The 16,030-nt window shown below is 43.9% G+C and carries 16 protein-coding genes and 1 pseudogene; 6 read left to right on the top strand and 11 right to left on the bottom strand.

What is annotated here, in order from left to right:
• Positions 1-9 precede the first annotated feature (9 nt).
• Complete coding sequence (locus tag P855_RS0103625) at positions 10-627, bottom strand: class D sortase (protein WP_028782303.1); 618 nt, start codon at positions 625-627, stop codon at positions 10-12.
• A 283-nt stretch (positions 628-910) separates the two neighbouring features.
• On the opposite strand from P855_RS0103625, the gene P855_RS0103620 reads away from it, so the two are divergent.
• On the top strand, positions 911-1,726 hold the full coding sequence (locus P855_RS0103620) for a hypothetical protein (RefSeq protein WP_028782302.1): 816 nt from the start codon (positions 911-913) through the stop codon (positions 1,724-1,726).
• A gap of 41 nt (positions 1,727-1,767) precedes the next feature.
• Here P855_RS0103620 and P855_RS0103615 read toward each other — a convergent pair whose 3' ends face one another.
• The gene (locus P855_RS0103615) at positions 1,768-2,145 is read right to left on the bottom strand and encodes a hotdog domain-containing protein (RefSeq protein ID WP_028782301.1); all 378 of its coding nucleotides are present in this window, start codon (positions 2,143-2,145) and stop codon (positions 1,768-1,770) included.
• 221 nt (positions 2,146-2,366) lie between these two features.
• On the opposite strand from P855_RS0103615, the gene P855_RS0103610 reads away from it, so the two are divergent.
• Positions 2,367-3,128 (top strand): sporulation protein, encoded by a 762-nt coding sequence (locus P855_RS0103610; RefSeq protein WP_028782300.1) that lies wholly within the window; start codon positions 2,367-2,369, stop codon positions 3,126-3,128.
• 225 nt (positions 3,129-3,353) lie between these two features.
• Here the strand turns inward: P855_RS0103610 and P855_RS0103605 are convergent, their stop codons facing one another.
• Entirely contained in the window at positions 3,354-4,271 is a 918-nt protein-coding gene (locus P855_RS0103605; RefSeq protein WP_028782299.1) for a glycine betaine ABC transporter substrate-binding protein, read from the bottom strand.
• 348 nt (positions 4,272-4,619) lie between these two features.
• Here P855_RS0103605 and P855_RS0103600 point away from each other — a divergent pair, with 348 nt between their 5' ends.
• The gene (locus tag P855_RS0103600) at positions 4,620-5,186 is read left to right on the top strand and encodes a GbsR/MarR family transcriptional regulator (RefSeq protein ID WP_028782298.1); all 567 of its coding nucleotides are present in this window, start codon (positions 4,620-4,622) and stop codon (positions 5,184-5,186) included.
• A 127-nt stretch (positions 5,187-5,313) separates the two neighbouring features.
• Here P855_RS0103600 and P855_RS0103595 read toward each other — a convergent pair whose 3' ends face one another.
• The 6 genes from P855_RS0103595 to P855_RS0103570 all read right to left on the bottom strand — a co-directional run bounded on the left by P855_RS0103595 (position 5,314) and on the right by P855_RS0103570 (position 11,221).
• The gene (locus P855_RS0103595; RefSeq protein WP_028782297.1) at positions 5,314-5,922 is read right to left on the bottom strand and encodes a flavin reductase family protein; all 609 of its coding nucleotides are present in this window, start codon (positions 5,920-5,922) and stop codon (positions 5,314-5,316) included.
• A 23-nt stretch (positions 5,923-5,945) separates the two neighbouring features.
• Positions 5,946-7,205: an MFS transporter gene (locus tag P855_RS0103590; RefSeq protein ID WP_051353070.1), complete on the bottom strand. Its 1,260-nt coding sequence runs from the start codon at positions 7,203-7,205 to the stop codon at positions 5,946-5,948.
• 57 nt (positions 7,206-7,262) lie between these two features.
• The gene (locus tag P855_RS0103585) at positions 7,263-8,750 is read right to left on the bottom strand and encodes a sodium:solute symporter family protein (RefSeq protein WP_051353069.1); all 1,488 of its coding nucleotides are present in this window, start codon (positions 8,748-8,750) and stop codon (positions 7,263-7,265) included.
• Between the two features lie 3 nt (positions 8,751-8,753).
• A complete protein-coding gene (locus P855_RS0103580) occupies positions 8,754-9,005 on the bottom strand; it encodes a hypothetical protein (protein ID WP_028782294.1) in 252 nt (83 codons plus the stop codon).
• Between the two features lie 77 nt (positions 9,006-9,082).
• Positions 9,083-10,003, bottom strand: a complete 921-nt coding sequence (locus P855_RS0103575) for a hydroxymethylglutaryl-CoA lyase (RefSeq protein WP_028782293.1) — start codon at positions 10,001-10,003, stop codon at positions 9,083-9,085.
• Between the two features lie 15 nt (positions 10,004-10,018).
• Positions 10,019-11,221: a CaiB/BaiF CoA transferase family protein gene (locus tag P855_RS0103570; protein WP_152526175.1), complete on the bottom strand. Its 1,203-nt coding sequence runs from the start codon at positions 11,219-11,221 to the stop codon at positions 10,019-10,021.
• Between the two features lie 239 nt (positions 11,222-11,460).
• Here P855_RS0103570 and P855_RS0103565 point away from each other — a divergent pair, with 239 nt between their 5' ends.
• A complete protein-coding gene (locus P855_RS0103565) occupies positions 11,461-12,132 on the top strand; it encodes a GntR family transcriptional regulator (RefSeq protein ID WP_028782291.1) in 672 nt (223 codons plus the stop codon).
• Between the two features lie 63 nt (positions 12,133-12,195).
• On the opposite strand, the gene P855_RS0103560 is transcribed toward P855_RS0103565, so the two are convergent.
• Positions 12,196-14,025 carry a tetratricopeptide repeat protein gene (locus P855_RS0103560; protein WP_028782290.1) on the bottom strand — a complete coding sequence of 610 codons (1,830 nt, stop codon included), beginning with the start codon at positions 14,023-14,025 and terminating at the stop codon, positions 12,196-12,198.
• 6 nt (positions 14,026-14,031) lie between these two features.
• Positions 14,032-14,103: pseudogene (locus P855_RS22450) on the bottom strand (SEC-C metal-binding domain-containing protein); the annotation flags it as partial.
• Positions 14,104-14,573: 470 nt separating this feature from the next.
• Here P855_RS22450 and P855_RS0103555 point away from each other — a divergent pair.
• Together P855_RS0103555 and P855_RS0103550 are read left to right on the top strand one after the other, a co-directional pair.
• The gene (locus tag P855_RS0103555; protein WP_028782289.1) at positions 14,574-15,461 is read left to right on the top strand and encodes a glycine betaine ABC transporter substrate-binding protein; all 888 of its coding nucleotides are present in this window, start codon (positions 14,574-14,576) and stop codon (positions 15,459-15,461) included.
• Positions 15,462-15,740: 279 nt separating this feature from the next.
• On the top strand, positions 15,741-15,920 hold the full coding sequence (locus P855_RS0103550; protein WP_028782288.1) for a hypothetical protein: 180 nt from the start codon (positions 15,741-15,743) through the stop codon (positions 15,918-15,920).
• Positions 15,921-16,030: the final 110 nt, after the last annotated feature.

Here is a 16,030-nt window from a genome sequence, read left to right as displayed (position 1 = left end):
TTAGAATTTTCATTCCACCAATTTCGCCTCGACGATGTAACGATCCGGGGCATATCCTATATAATCAAACGGATAACAAGTCGTCAATGTCAGAGTAGGTTCGTCTTTTTTGACAATGACTGACCGGTCCTGGGCATCAGTTATCCACGTTTTTTCAATCTCATAAGTGTAGGTTTCCCCGTCATAATGAACGTCAAGGGTATCTCCTTCTCCCAGTTCACCTAAACCAGTAAACACGGTGTCCCTGTGACCGGAAAGGACCGTGTGTCCACCTTCCCTGTTAGGGACGGTTGTCCATTTGCTGACATACATGCCGACTCCCTTACCGAGAGTTTGAGCATCAGTCCCCCAATACGTCGAAAATCGTTTTCCAATTCCGGGTATGTCAAGGGTCGCCACTTTCTCCCCCTTATTGATATCATAATTCAGGGTCAATGGTTCCTTAAACGAATCTACGGAATCGAGACTGGTAGTTTCTATCGTTCTCATTGGCGCATCAGAACTTTTAGATTGCGCAGCCTTTGGTATTTCTTCTACCGACTGCATCGCTTCATAATACTGCCAGCCACTATACGCGAATAGCCCAAAGCCAATTATAAAAATTACCATCGCCAATTTGCGAATCATGTACTCACTCCAAAACGGTCACTTGTTTTATTTGCGTTTACGCATACCAAGTGCACAGGAAGACTATATGGTTAATTATCCATAATGTGACAGAATTTTCAAGAAATAACGGTTAAAATTATAGAACTATTTGCATTCTCCAGAAAATACAGATAGACGGAGCACAAGTTGGCGAAGCGGACTTTCCCCTTCTTCCTGTCCCTCTCACAAAAGTTCCAGAAAATGATCTAATAACGAAACCTTTTCCAGATTTTATCGTACCTTATGTAAGGAGGCAGATCGGATGACTCATGTTAAAGAACTCATTTACCAGGACGCAAGACGTCAATTGCTCACAGGAACCGTATTAACTTTTATCGCACTCCTTTTCATCATCGGTTTTCTTACGTTAAACCCAAGCGGTTTTATCCTTTCTCTCATTTATAGTGCGATTTTTACCATAAGCGGCATCGGACTGCTGCGTACCGGTTACCATGATTTACAAAAAGCGAGGCAGACAGAGGTTGATTTTACTGAAGATGACACAGAGGCATCGATCGAAAAGCTCCCTGCCCGGATGTATCTCGGCCAAAAGCCGATGAAATCCTACCAGGCCGGGCTGTTTGCGATGGATGGAGAGCTGTATGGAGAAATTCAGGAAGAAGTCGGTCTCAAACAAAAGATTCTTATGGGAATAACAGCTGCTTTGTCTTTTGATACCGTGCGTTCCGCTGATTTTATTTTGAAAGATAAACAGGGAAACCTATTATATAAGATAGAAAAGAAAGGCGGGTTCTCCTGGCGGGGCTACGTGCAGAACAGGAATGGAAATTATGTTGCCTATACGAAAGATACGAAAAATAAAGGCCAACAGATCACCCAATACATCGAATCTGATCAGTGCCGTTGGCGTGCAGAGGACGATGCCGGGATCGGCCATTTCACCATCAAAGATAAGGACGGTATAACGTGGGCAATCATTAAAAAGGGAGCTATTCCTATAGAAGCGGCCGATCGTTTTGATCGTATGCCCGGTTACTTAGTCGATTGGAAAAAACGGAACAACATCCCGGGATCATTGGTTGCATTTCTTTTTTTGCTCCAGTCCAGGAATCGATAATACGAAAATGCCTGTCCCAACTGTCGGACAGGCAAAATTTTTTATAGAATAACTCCGGAAAAATTCCCTTTCAGTACTTCTTTCTCCTTTTGATTCGTACAGGTAAAGGCCGCCACAATCGCTGTTCTATTCTTTTCTGTCTTTTCATATTTTTTGATGACAGCTTCACAGACAATCGTATCTCCCGTGAACACTGGTCTTATAAACTCGAAATTCATGGTCCGCGCCATGACATTATGGTCACCACCGATTTTTGTCGGCAGCGTTGCCGTGAGTAGCCCTTGCACTACTAGACGCCCCTGCTCATCCGGTGTTAAATGGTGCACCCCTTCATCGCCGGAAACCTTTGTGAATATTTTCACATCCTCTTTTGTGAATGTTCGTTCGAAAGTGATGGTATCTCCTGCTTTAAGGGACATTTTCTTCCTCCTAACATTTATCTCCTTTTTTCCATACTACGATACACGCATGTAAAATTCCTCTTTCGTTCATAAGAAATTAGGGATGGTGCCTGATCCCCACCCTGCTAAAGTGTTAACGGAGTGGGGTCAGATACTTTTTTGAACGTGACTTTAAAGTTAATAAAAAATGAACCTTTTTAATGGATTCATTCGTATAATCAAGAAGAGGAGGAGATATGATGTTCAAAAAATTATTAGCAAGCGTAGGCGTAGGTGCTGCGAAGGTTGATACCCAGTTAGAAAAAGACCACTTTGTCCCCGGGGAAGAAGTGCATGGAAAAGTGGTTATCCAGGGTGGAGATGTCGAACAATCCATCGACGCCATCCACATTTTCCTCATGACAGAAGCCATTCGTGAAGTGGATGACCGGAAAGTTAGAGAAAAAGTGGATTTACAGAAATATTCCATCACCAATCAGCTGTCCATCCAGGCAGGGGAAACGAAAGAACTTCCTTTTTCCATCAAACTTCCCTACCATGCCCCTGCATCCCTTGGAAAACTACCAATTTGGTTTGAGACAGGAGTAGACATCCCTATGGCTCTCGACCCGGAAGATAGAGATCCAATCACGATCACCCCGCACCCCTACATTGAAAAAGTATTGAATGCACTGGAAAATAACCTGGGCTTCCACCTTAGAAAAGTAGAAATGGAGGCATCAAAACGATTCGGCTATGTGCAGGAATTTGAATTCACCCCTGGGGGAGAATATCGTTCTTACTTAGATGAATTAGAAGTAATCTTCTTCCTTCAGGAGAACCATGTGGATGTCATGCTGGAAGTAGATCGACGTGCCCGAGGACTTGGAGGCTTATTTGCTGAAGCATTGGAAATCGACGAAAGCCGGGCGAAAGTCAAGCTTACCAGCCAGGAACTGAATGGACCCTTAGATGCTGTTGCACGTAAACTGAAGCAAGCTATCGACCAATATAAAAAATAAGCAGAACAGACTTATAAATAAACATACCTGCACCTCCATGCAAAAACAATGACAAGGAGGTGCAGGCTTTTTGACATCAAAAGAGGATAATATACAGTTACTTGGAGTGGCAGCAACTGGCAGGGCTAATTTATGTAATAGCAAAAGCCCCCCTAAGTAACAGGTGTAAACCTGTAACAGGGGAGCATATATCTTTCATGTCAACATTTAACATATATTGATAAATTACTCTTTAGGCTTAAGGTCTTTGATAGAATCAATCTCCATGTAAGCTGGAACAACCAGTCCACTCTTAGCACCTTCCAGGTTCTTTCCGAGATCCACAAAATCACCTTCATGTTCCTCATAATATGCAGCGTGAGTCATCGGCATCCATGGTGCAACAGAAGCATCTCCATCGCCTGAGGCAATTGCCTGGAACATGACAGGTGGGGAAACTGCAGTTATTGCAACATCATAACCTTGTTGTTCTAACACTTTTTTTACCACGTGGGCTGAAGAACGTTCGGAATCCCAAGGAGTTGATACCAGTTCGATCGACTTACCATCTACCTTGTCCACACCTTTGGTCCATTTGGAAACCTTATCCTGGTTTTCATCCACCCACTGCTGAGCGGCTTTTTCAAAATCCATTTTCTGTGCATCAAGCATGACCGTTTCCATATCTCCCGTTTCCCATTTAAATCTGTCCAGAATAGTATAAGCTTCAGGCATGTCTTCTTTTAACCCTTTTCTGGCGATAGTTGCTATATATTCCTCTTTACCATAAACACCTTTCGGGTCTTCTAAGTACTTTAAGTCATATTTTTTAAATTTAAAGTGTGGAGACCACCCGGCAACGATGATTGGCTCCTCATTGGCAATAGCTTCACCTAAGGAAGTTAACATGGCAGCTGTGGAAGCTGTTTCATGTTCCCACCCCTCAAGATTTTCGTATTCTTTTAGAGCTTTATCGGTTGCTTGGGTCAGTCCAGCTCCTGGTTCGATACCTGTGATGGTATACTCTACTTCTTCACTGACATTTGAGCCCGCATCTCCACTATTTTCCGTACTGCCACTGTCATCTTGTCCACAGCCAGCAGCCACTAAAGTTAATGATAGACCTGCGACTAAACTGATTTTTTTCCATTTTTCTTTAAACAATTTCTACTACACTCCTTTATTTTTCTCTGGCATGAGAATGTTATATTGACAAGTCAACAATAATCATGCTGTAAATTGAACGGTGCAAAATTCGACAATATTTTCGGAATTTCGCCAATTAAGACTTTTTTATTATAGCGCTCCTGGATAATCTTCCACAAATGCCATATTTCATCCTCTCATTTCATATAATACGTTTAATATGTATTAAACAAAGTTAAAATACAATATTGTATATTTCCTCTCTTATCATCCATTTTTCATGATGATGACAATCTTTACATTTTTATTAGAAAAAGGTAGCCTAAACTATAAATAAAGAGAGCCTTTTACTAGGATGTGAAATAGATGGATGACATGGAAATATTAGAACAGGCTAGAGCAAGAATCATTGAGACAAAATCAAACAATATGAGCTTGTATGGAGTCACCCCCTCCATTGGAAGGTTATATTGTCTTCTCTTTTTCTCAGATAAGCCGCTCACACTTGATGAAATGAAAGAAGAACTTGGAATGAGTAAAGCAAGCATGAGTCTTGCAGTCAGAACGTTACTTGAACTGAACATGGTGGAAAAAGCCTGGAGAAAAGGAGTAAGGAAAGATTTATACGTAGTAAATGATGACCCTTACCAGCGTTTTTTCGATTATTTCTCAACCAAATGGCGATTGGCTGCCACAACAAATACCAAAGCCACTGAGAAAACGATCACTGAATTACAGGAACTGATAACTAATCCGGATACTTCTGATGAAGTTCTCGAACAGGCCAAACTTGATATGGAAAAGCTGGAAAACTGGCGGGAGTATTATGATTGGCTCAACCGACTGATCGACAGTATGGAGACAAAGGAAATCCTGGATTTTATTCCAATCAGGAGAGAAAATCAAACAGATAAAGATAAACCGGGTATTTGATTGTGCTGAAGCAGTTAACAAATAGACAAAACAAAAGTGCCTGTTCCCCAGTGGAGTAACATGTTGACTCCCTAAGGGGGCAGGCACTTTTACTATGGATGTACATAGGAGTTATCCTTCTATGAGCCTATTTCACATCACTGTTCGGCAGTGTGAAAAAGTCCCTGCTTTCGCTGAACTGGTTGGCCAGCCTGCCGAGTGGACGCAGCTGCTCCAAATCCACTTTATAGGCTTCCTTATAATATTCCTCTTTGATATGGTACATTACCATCTCGCCAATCACTAAATGATCGCTGCCAAGTGGAATAATTTGATGCAGCCGACATTCCATTTGAATTGGGGCCTCTTCCACGCGCATCGGCTTCACAAGTTCACTTTCAACTGGAGTCAGACCAGCTTCAGCAAATTCATCCGCATCGCTCGGGAGGTTATCCGCCGTTTTTTGCAATTCATTCCCTAATGGCGTCGTCGCTATGTTGATGACGAATTCCTCTGTATCCCGGATATTGGTCAGCGTATCTTTGACCGTCCCCGCCCGCTCTCCTACGCCTGGACCAATGGAGATGCATAACATCGGCGGCTTTCTCGAAGCAACGGTAAAAAAGCTGTAAGGGGCCAGGTTCAATACATGATCACTTGAGACTGTGGAGACCCAGGCAATCGGACGTGGTACGACCGCTCCCGTTAATAGTTTATATACTTGGTTTGTTTCCAGTTCAGATGGATTGAATTTCATTGTTTGATGGCTCCTTTCCTAGACTATTGATGATAACTGGCAGATTGCTGCTCTTTTTTTAACTTATTCAACTGGATTAATAACATCATGACAATCAACATCAGGAACGAGATCAACAGCCAACCGAATGTATACCCTTGCGTCTGGTCGACGACGAGTCCAAACAATGGAGGCAGGAAAATAACCCCCATGGAGCCAAGCGTAATGCTGAATCCGCTCGATAAGCCGGCCTGCTCTTTCGGAACAAGTTCAGAAGCAAGGTTCATCCAGATACCATTGAAACCGGACACCGCAAACCCGAATACAAAAAACAACGGAACAAGCAGGACATACGGCGTTCCCGTTGGCAAAAATGCCACGACAGCACTGGCAAACAGCGTAATTGTAACGATGATGGCCATCACTTTCAGCCGCTCACCGCCAAATACCCGGTCACTGATGACACCCCAGCCGATCCGTCCAACCGAACCCCCCACCTCGGAAACGACAAGCAGCAGTCCGGCTAAGACAAGATTGATGCCAAGCTGTTCATAGGTGAACAGGACAAGGTATGTATTCAATGCCATTTGCGAGCCATTGATTCCCATCGCACACAGGCTGATCAGGAGCAATGCTTTGTTTTTCGCCATGCCGGCAATGGCTTTAAATGTGCTGCCGGGTGTGGCTTTCACGGGATTGTCTGTCTTTCCCTGTTCCGGATCCCGATAGAGATAATAGGCCACCACTCCCGTAATGATCAGCACAATACAAGCGTACAAAACAACAATTCTCCAACCGTGTGTTTCAGCCAGGGGCAGCAGTAAAATGGCAGCCAAAGCCGACCCGAAGGTGATCCCCATCTGTTTGATACCCATCGCGGTCCCTCTTTGTTTTTGCACATGCCAATAGACGATCCCGCGATTGGTCGTTGGATGCATCCCACCATAGCCGATTCCGCCAATCATAATCAACAGCAACACCCATCCATAGTTATGCTGCAGTGTCATCAGTAAAAAACTGAAACCTAACGTCGCTGACATCACCATCAATAATGGCCGGGAGCCGAAGCGGTCCGCTAAGAAACCGGTCGGAATAGAGGCAACCGCCTGCCCCAGGAACAGGGCAGACGGCAGCAGTCCGACTTGTGCTTTTGTCAACGAGAGGTCCTCTTCAATCAATACACCAAGCGGTCCGAGGCTCCGCCCGATGAACGCGACCATAATCTGCGCCATCAAAAGCCACAGCAGCATTCGCCACGGCTCGGACTTATTCGCTGGAGTGATTGCTAGTGCAGATTTTCCCATTATGTTTCATCTCTTTTCTATTAAACTGCTATACATAGAGACTAAACCTATTTAATCTTACATGCCAATGACTTGTTTCGCTTCTTTTTCCTCCACTACGGAAACACTCATGACCAGGCTTCCGATCACACAAATCCCTACATTGACAAGCAGACCCCATAAGCCGTTTGCGACACCAAAGAAAGAAAGGCCGAACAACGTCATCGAAGAAGCGATGATTGTACCGGCAAGCATACCGGCAAAGACTGCCTTCGAATGAAGCCGGTTCCAGTATAACCCGATGATGAGCCCTGGAGCGACTTGTACAAGCAGTTCAAATTTCAGGACGAATATCTGATATAGTGTTCCAGGTGGGAACCAGGCGACCAATATCAAAATTCCGACAGCCACAAGCCCTACTAATTTCCCAACCAGCAGCTTCTTCTTCTCAGGAGCTTCCGGGTTGATATAACTTCCGTACAAATCGTTGGAAATAATCGATGAAAATGTAAGCAATACGGAATCAGCAGTAGAGACGATAGCTGCAATAACCCCGCCAAACAAAAGAACCATTGCCCAATAGAAAATGACGTTCTGACTTGCGACCGCACTGGCCATCATCCCTACCAGCTGTTCTGATTCGGACTCCGTCAAACCTGGATATGCATTGATCCCGATGATTCCGATAACGAAAACTACCCCGGCAGTAAGGAAAGGCATCCACGCCATTCTGCTGAAAGATCGTTTCAATGTGCGCTCACTTTTAGCAGAAAATATCCGCTGAATGGCGTGAGGATACACGGCGGCTCCAATACCTATGAGGACCAGTAAACTAAACCAGTTGACTACAGCTGGTCCATCCGGCACGCCTAATTTTTCAGGAGAATAAGCCTGCATGTAATCAGCTGATGTAGGCAAGCCGCCAAAATAAACGATGGAACCGATCAGCAGCATGAACACACCGAACAACAGCGCAATCCCTTGCATCGTATCCGTATAGGCTACCGAACGCATTCCGCCAAGCCAGCCATAGATGACCATGATAATCACGAAAAAGATGACGCCTACCTGATAAGGAATCGTCCCCCCTGTCAATCCGGATACACCCTGGCCGATTGCTACAAGCTGTTCCAGCAGGTAATTGCCCAGTCCATAAAGCATCAATAACGCAGCAAGGATCGTGACAGCTTTTGACTTGTAACGCTTTTCGAACCATTGCGCAGGCGTTATGAGCTTATATTTTTTACCCAATCTGTATAACCGGGGAGCGAACAATAAGTATGCCATGATTATGGTAATGAAAAATGGAACAGACACTAAGTACTCGTAGCCCTGCCGATAGGCGGACGGCGGATAACCGACGACTGTATTACCACTATACTGCGTCGCAAAAAAAGTGAAAAACAGAACCATGACGCCAAGTCCTCTTCCGCCAAGGTAATACTCATCGAGACTTTGGTGGATATGCCGGTTGCGCAAGTAAGTGAAAACACCAACGCCAAGCATGATCAGCCCATACATGACAAGAATCAAAATACCGGACCAGCCTGAAAATGCTAATTCCATAATTTATTTCGCTCCTTTCTGTTCGGCTTCTTCCTCATCCTCTTCCAACATCCAATGGTACTTCATGACATACGACAGATAAGCAGACAATAATAACGACGATATGATAATAATGACAGCCCAAAGCGGGATTCCGTACACAAGTATTTCACCAAAGCTTTTCGGAAAATACCAAGGTGTGATCATCGCTAGTAATATCCCTAATATGATCCAGATTCTCGGGTTTTTGATCGGTTCTCTTTTTTCAGTAGACATGCATAATGCCTCCTTTTTTAATTCGAAATTTTCAGATAGATAAAGATAAAAAAAAGACAGAAATGACGGACTACTTCTTACTTTGGATGCGCCGGACTCGTATGTAAGTCCGTGATTTTCCCCGCTTTGATGACCTGCCCTGGCACTTCATGACCTACTAACGTTTCCAGGTGGCTCGATAAAGCAATCAGCTTATCCAAATCAGCATTCATTTCATAACCCATAAAAGCAAGCATGTGGACAAGATCCTCTGTGCAGATATTCCCGGTTGCCCCCGGAGCGAATGGGCAGCCGCCCAAACCACCGAGCGAAGCATCATACCTGGTGATCCCTGCACGGATTCCTTCAACTACATTAGCAAGTCCCATCCCTCTCGTATTATGGAAATGAAGGGTTACCGGGAGGCCGGGCCAGCGATCAAGGACTTTTTTGCATAGATCATATACCTGATTCGGGGTTGCCATCCCTGTCGTATCGGCAAGGGTAATCCCTCTTGCACCTAAATCGAGATAGCTTTCCGCCAACTCAAGGACCCTGTTCTCATCAATCGAACCTTCAAACGGGCATCCGAACGTGGTGGCAAGCGTACCATTGATGTTAATACCTGTCCCGGAAAGATAGTCCGCAATTTCTTTAAAGCTGGCAAATGACTCATCGACAGTTCTTCTTACATTTTTACTGTTATGGGTTTCACTGACAGAAGCAACGAGGTTGACCTCATCAGCCTGACACGCAGCCGCTCGCTCAGCTCCTCTGACGTTCGGAATCAACGTCGTGTAAGTGACGCCGTCATTACGCCTGATTTCACTCATCACTTCCTCAGCATCGCGCAAATTCGGGATCGCTTTTGGGGAAACGAACGAGGTCACTTCGATTTTGTCTACACCAGAATCACTCAGCCTGTCCATCAACGCAATTTTTTCCTCCGTCGGTATAAACCGCTCTTCCATCTGGAAGCCGTCCCTCGTTGCTACTTCCTGAATAAAAATCTTGGTCACACCTTCTCCTCCTTTCTAAATGACACCCTGTGCTTTTAATGCTGCGATTTTTTTGTCATCATATGTCAGCCAATCTTTCATCACTTCATCTGTATGCTGACCAAGCTCTGGACCAAGCCACTTTGTCTCCCCTGGCGTTTTGCTCATTTTCGGAACCACCCCAGGGATTTTCAGCGACTCCTCTTCATTAAGCTGGAATTTCTGGATCATTTCCCTGCTCAAGTAATGAGGATCTTTTACGATATCTTCGATGTTGTATATCGGACCGGCAGGCACTCGGGCTTCATCAAGTTTCTCTAAAGCGGTTTCAAAATCGACCGTTTTTGTCCAGGACTCAATCACTTCATCGAGAAAATCAGCATCCGCCGCACGTCCGCTATTGCTCTGATAACGCTCATCCTCTCCAAGCTCCGGACGTCCGACCACTTCCATCAGCCGCTTGAAAATCGCATCACCATTACCTCCGATGACAACGTATTTGCCATCGTTACATTCATATGTATTTGAAGGAGCAATGCCAGGCAAGGAAGTCCCTGTACGCTCGCGGATAGCGCCAACTTTATCAAATTCAGGAAGCGCTCCTTCCAGCAGACTGAACACAGCTTCGTACAGTGCAACATCAATAACCTGCCCTTTTCCTGTGCCATTCACGTCGCGGTGATAGATCGCCATCATCGCGCCAATAACGGCATACATCGCAGCAACAGAATCCCCAAGGCTCACCCCAACCCGCGTTGGCGCCTGATCCGGATAGCCGGTAAGATGACGGAGGCCTCCCATCGATTCTCCGACACTGCCAAACCCCGGTTTGTCGCGATATGGCCCTGTCTGGCCATAGCCCGAAACTCTCACCATAACCAGCCCGGGGTTTATGGCAGATAATTCTTTATAGCCAAGGTTCCACTTTTCCAGCGTTCCTGGCCGGAAGTTCTCGATGAGAATATCGCATTCTTTGATCAATGACTTGATGATTTCCTGACCTTCTTCACTTTTCAAATCGACGGTAATCGACTTCTTGTTTCTCGACTGGAGTCTCCACCATAACGACGTCCCTTCGTACACATGCCTCCAATCCCGGAGCGGATCGCCTTTCTTCGGCGGTTCCACTTTGATGACATCCGCTCCATTTTCAGCCATCAGCCTGCCTGCGAATGGTCCGGCAATCAGGCTTCCCATCTCCAATACTTTGACACCTTCTAAACTTTGCACATCCAACACCCCTTTTTCGATGATAGCTACTTTCTGAAGCTGTCCTGTTAACGCTTTCTTTTCTGTTAGAAAATATGATAATTTTCAGAATGTTGTGTTATATCCTAACAGTTTGTATACAAACTTGCAACCCAGTCCATAAAAATAATGAAAAATAGCTAAAAATACTATGGTTTGTATACAAGTACCTATATGGAATTGAATGATGATTTCTGTTTGTATACAATGAATGCAGGGGAGGTTAGTCCATGACAGTTTACGAATCGATCAAACGATCCATCATACACGGCGAATTCCCGCCAAAAATGCGACTGACAGAAGAATACTTAGCAAATAAACTCCAAACAAGCCGGACACCGATCCGGGAAGCGCTTAAACAATTAGAGTCCGAGGGGCTTACGGTTTCCATGAAACGAGGGGTGCGTGTCCGGCATTTCACGAAAAAAGACATCCAGCAAATCTATGACCTGCGGACACTTCTGGAAGGATATGCAGCTGCCCAGGCAGCCATCCACCGTACCGAAAATGACCTTGAAAATATACGCCTCGCCAACGAATCCTATGACCAGGCGATCGACAGTTATATCAAAAATGGGGAAACGACGATTGAGGATATTCTGGAGATCAATCATCAATTCCATAACGCTGTCATCCAGGCGTCGCAGAACCAGCACGTTTATTCCCATATTTCGAAAGTAGTCGTTGTTCCGTTGATTTTCCGTTCCTTCTACTGGTTTAATGAGGAACAATTGAAACATTCCCTCGATGCACACAAAACCCTTCTCAAAGCGATTGAAGAACAGGACATGGAACGTGCCCGTGTAGCCATGCATGAACATATTTACCATGGAAGAGATGAAGTATTAAAACAGATAGATAATATTGATGCGCAGTATTCGGATGGAGAAGAAATACAGTAAAAAGGACCTTTTTATATAAAAGACCCCGGGGCATCCATTTTCTGGATGTCCCGGGGTAGTATTTCAGTCCGGTAGAGGGATAGAATCCCAGAGATTTTTATTTCGATGATAATAGACAATAGCTTCTTCCAGAGATCCTGGTGTATACTGATCCGGTAGTTCATCAGGAAGCACAATTTTCCCTGTAATATAACTCATGACATACATGTTATTCTCAAATGCTCTGTCCAGTAAGTCCTCTATTTCTGCATAAGAGCTCCCTTCTAAAATTTCAATTAACACTTCAGCATAGTAAAAGTCCACCGTATGATCTTCCGGATACTGCTCCAAAAGCTCACGTGCCTTCTTGACCTCTCTCTGTTCTAAATAGAGCGTCATTAGTTTAAAGCGGATACCCTGATTATCATTAGGGTTATAGTTCAACAGATATTCATAACCATCAATTGCTTTGTCCACTTCGCCTTTTTCTACATAAAAATCAGCTGTCGCTTCTTGTGCTCGGAGCATTGGACGTGCTTCGATTATCCCCCACATACTGTGAACATCATCCTGTCTCCATTCCGGTTGCATCGAACGAAGCCCAGTACTCTCTGCCTTTAACAAACCTATTTCTTTCTTCAGATCATCTTCTTCCATTTGTGCATGGAGAACGAGGGCATCAATGTTTTTATCGTCATACTCCAACGCTTTGTTTACGAGTTCCTCTTTTAAGTCGGGATTATCGGCTTGCATGGCATCATAAGCAAGGATCTGGGCTTTTTCCTGGTTATTGGCAGGGATAAATGGCTCATCGTGGTGCTCCTTCATAAAGTGATTGATTTCCTCTATATTCGTAAGCCCTGACGCTTCAATCTTTTTATGTATTTCATAAATGTTTCTTTCCATGTCGACATTTTTACCCGGTTCCACATTACGAGCTATAGGTTCTGGCTGGTCCCCCATCTTCTCATCCATCAACTCGAAAATGAAGTCCTCAAACTCATCAAACCTGCGTACAATACTCCCGGTACTGACACGATATTTTTCAGCGATCTCTTTTTGCGTGACATCGTAGTCCTCCAACTCGAAAAATGGCGTGGCTACCATGAAATATTCCAATGCAGCAGCAAGGACAGCCGGCTTTCTTATTTGTGGATGGTGCTCCTGACAGAAACTGTGCCAGAAGTGCTTAAGACCATGATAGCCCTCTGCCTGTTGTACGTGCGGGGACACATGCTCATCAAGAAGCACCAGCACCTCCAATTCCTCCGGCCTTCCATCCCACAACTCCTGCACCGTTCCAGGTTCGTCGAAAAGCCAATGCTGGGCTTCTTCTAAGAAATTTTCTTTTATATAATCAGCCATTGTGGTAAAGGTTCGCTCTTGCTTGATCCGCTCCTCCAGCTGCTGCAAATAAAATTCCTTCATGGGCTGATTCCCGGGTATGGCAAGTGGAGAAAAAGAGAACACATCTCCCCAATTTAACAATAAACCCATATAAAAACGAAACTCTTCTATACCTTCCGTCTCTATTGGTATACTCTCCCGATCTACCCGGTATGGTTCGCCCGTGAAATAATCGCTGACCACAACTACATGTTCGCTCTCCATTTTTTCAAACTGGAACATGCCATAAACAGGACTTTTCCAGTACTCCAGCGCTTTTACCGTAGCTGGACGGACAATGTTTTTCTTCTTTTTTTCGATAAATTGCTGATACGGGGTGTTACCATCCTGCAGCTCTTCATAAATGCCACGATACATGACCGTTAATAGAAACATCATATAATCTTCATCTGTCTGAGGCTCCTGATAGGGTAATAAGTATAGATAATTGTCCATCATATATTCGTGAAATTGGCTGCGCATGCTTGTCAGTTCATCCGCTATCTGCTGTGTTGGAAAAGAAACCACATTCGTCTTCCCACAGCACTTTTTATATTTCTTCCCGCTGCCGCATGGACACGGATCATTTCTTCCTACCTTCTCCACTTTTGTTCACTCGCCTTCTTTGATTCTTTTGTTAAGACAAGCGTAATAGAAAGCGAAAAAATGTACAACACCCCCGTCTGACGCCCGGGAAGCAGTTCGATCATGATAACCATTTTCTGGATGTCCCGGGGTGTCGTTGCACGTGAACAGCCTTTTGTGTGAGATAATATCACGGTCACCCCTTGACATTTCATCTGAACACGTTAACATAAAGTATGTAAAAAACGTTTAAAAATTATTTAACAAACTATTTTATTCATTTTCTTATGTGAATGTGTCACAACTCAGCATTCCAAACCAGAAAAGATATGTAACTTATCACCGATCCGGCCAGTGAATGCATGCGTGACTTCTTACTATCTCGTAAGTAATGAGCTTTTGTTTCGTGTTTTTTGTTAAAATATTTCTAAACACCTTTAACGTTTGAAATATTTTAAATTAATATAAACTAACCAAAGGGGAGTTTTTTAATGAAGAGTTGGAAAAAAATACTTAGCTTAATTTTAGTCCTGTCAGTCGGTGCTATCTTAACCGCATGCGGAAGCTCTGATGAAGCATCGGATCAAGACCAGGCAGAGGCAAGTGATGAAGAACTTACCATCGGTCAGATTAACTGGGCTGAAAATATTGCCGTCACAAATATGTGGAAGGTCATCCTGGAAGAAAAAGGATATAATGTAAAGTTAAATAATGTGAACATGGGTACAACAATGAAAGCTTTAGAAAGTGGCGATATGGACGCCAGTCTGGAAGTATGGTTACCAGTCCAGGATGCCAATTACCTGAAGGAATATAAAGATACGGTTAATTTCTCCGAAGCTACCTGGTATGACAATGCCAAAGTGGGGCTCGTCGTTCCAACATACGTAGAAGAAGTAAATAGTGTCGACGACCTCAAGAAGCATAAAGAAAAATTTGAGGGAGAAATCGTCGGTTTTGATCCAGGTGCGGGAACAATGGAAGTTACGGAACAATTATTGAAAGATTACAACCTGGATTACGAACTACTGCCAAGCTCTGAGCCGGCGATGATAGCTGAAATTGGAAAAGCCATCGAAAATAAGGAACCAATCGTGGCTCCGCTGTGGAGTCCTCACTGGGTATTTTCCAAATACGATCTGAAATTCCTGGAAGATCCAAAGAAAACCTACGGTGGTGTGGAAAAAATCCATCATGCTACCAGACAAGGATTTGCTGAAGATTATCCGAAAGTCAGCGAATGGCTGAAAAACTGGAAGATGAATGATAAGCAAATTGGTCAGCTTATCGAATATGTCGAAAGTGCTGAAGAACCACTGGACGGTGCGAAGAAGTGGGTAAAAGAAAACCAGGAACTAATAAATGAATGGGTTAAATAATGACAGCTATGCGAGTCTCTCTTTTTTGGAGAGGCTGGCTTTTTTGTATACTGTTATTCATGTAAATGAGAGAGTTTTTTACCTATGTAAAATAGAGATACTCTCAACGATATAATTCAGGATATCGGAAGAAAGAGTGAAACGATTTAGTTTGTTAATCGTATTTGTATAATAGAGGATTTAACCATAGCCACTGCTCTGACATCTTATTACTGTTAGAGACACATAAGTTTAGCAGGGTCCCAGGTTAGTTTGTTTACTGTTCAAAGGAGGTATAGAGTGCTTTCAAATATCTTGTGGGGATTGTTTTTAGTTTTGTTTATTGCCTTGATGATTTATCTGGATAAACGAAAACAAAAAAAGAAATTTCACACCCCGTATCGCGAAAAAACCGAGGAAGAAAAAGCGGTGGAGAGAGCTATTGAAAAAGACAGGTACAGAGGACCTGGAGGAATGTAATAATTCCTTTACCAAGGGGCCTGGATCAATTAGGACACAATACAGGCCGGCACTTTCCTGATTTTTTATAGGATAATGACCACTTTTAACATAAAAAGAGCGTTGAATTG

This window comes from Thalassobacillus devorans MSP14 (genome assembly GCF_000496835.1).
Classification (GTDB): domain Bacteria; phylum Bacillota; class Bacilli; order Bacillales; family Halobacillaceae; genus Thalassobacillus; species Thalassobacillus devorans_B.
The sequence above is the reverse complement of the archived record's forward strand: the minus strand, read 5'-3'. Positions and strand labels throughout refer to the sequence as shown.

Bases quoted from the DNA above. Each gene is read 5' to 3' on its own strand.
- P855_RS0103625 (WP_028782303.1), bottom strand. From the start codon at position 627: ATGATTCGCAAATTGGCGATGGTAATTTTTATAATTGGCTTTGGGCTA.
- P855_RS0103620 (WP_028782302.1), top strand. From the start codon at position 911: ATGACTCATGTTAAAGAACTCATTTACCAGGACGCAAGACGTCAATTG.
- P855_RS0103615 (WP_028782301.1), bottom strand. From the start codon at position 2,145: ATGTCCCTTAAAGCAGGAGATACCATCACTTTCGAACGAACATTCACA.
- P855_RS0103610 (WP_028782300.1), top strand. From the start codon at position 2,367: ATGTTCAAAAAATTATTAGCAAGCGTAGGCGTAGGTGCTGCGAAGGTT.
- P855_RS0103600 (WP_028782298.1), top strand. From the start codon at position 4,620: ATGGATGACATGGAAATATTAGAACAGGCTAGAGCAAGAATCATTGAG.
- P855_RS0103595 (WP_028782297.1), bottom strand. From the start codon at position 5,922: ATGAAATTCAATCCATCTGAACTGGAAACAAACCAAGTATATAAACTA.
- P855_RS0103590 (WP_051353070.1), bottom strand. From the start codon at position 7,205: ATGGGAAAATCTGCACTAGCAATCACTCCAGCGAATAAGTCCGAGCCG.
- P855_RS0103585 (WP_051353069.1), bottom strand. From the start codon at position 8,750: ATGGAATTAGCATTTTCAGGCTGGTCCGGTATTTTGATTCTTGTCATG.
- P855_RS0103580 (WP_028782294.1), bottom strand. From the start codon at position 9,005: ATGTCTACTGAAAAAAGAGAACCGATCAAAAACCCGAGAATCTGGATC.
- P855_RS0103565 (WP_028782291.1), top strand. From the start codon at position 11,461: ATGACAGTTTACGAATCGATCAAACGATCCATCATACACGGCGAATTC.
- P855_RS0103555 (WP_028782289.1), top strand. From the start codon at position 14,574: ATGAAGAGTTGGAAAAAAATACTTAGCTTAATTTTAGTCCTGTCAGTC.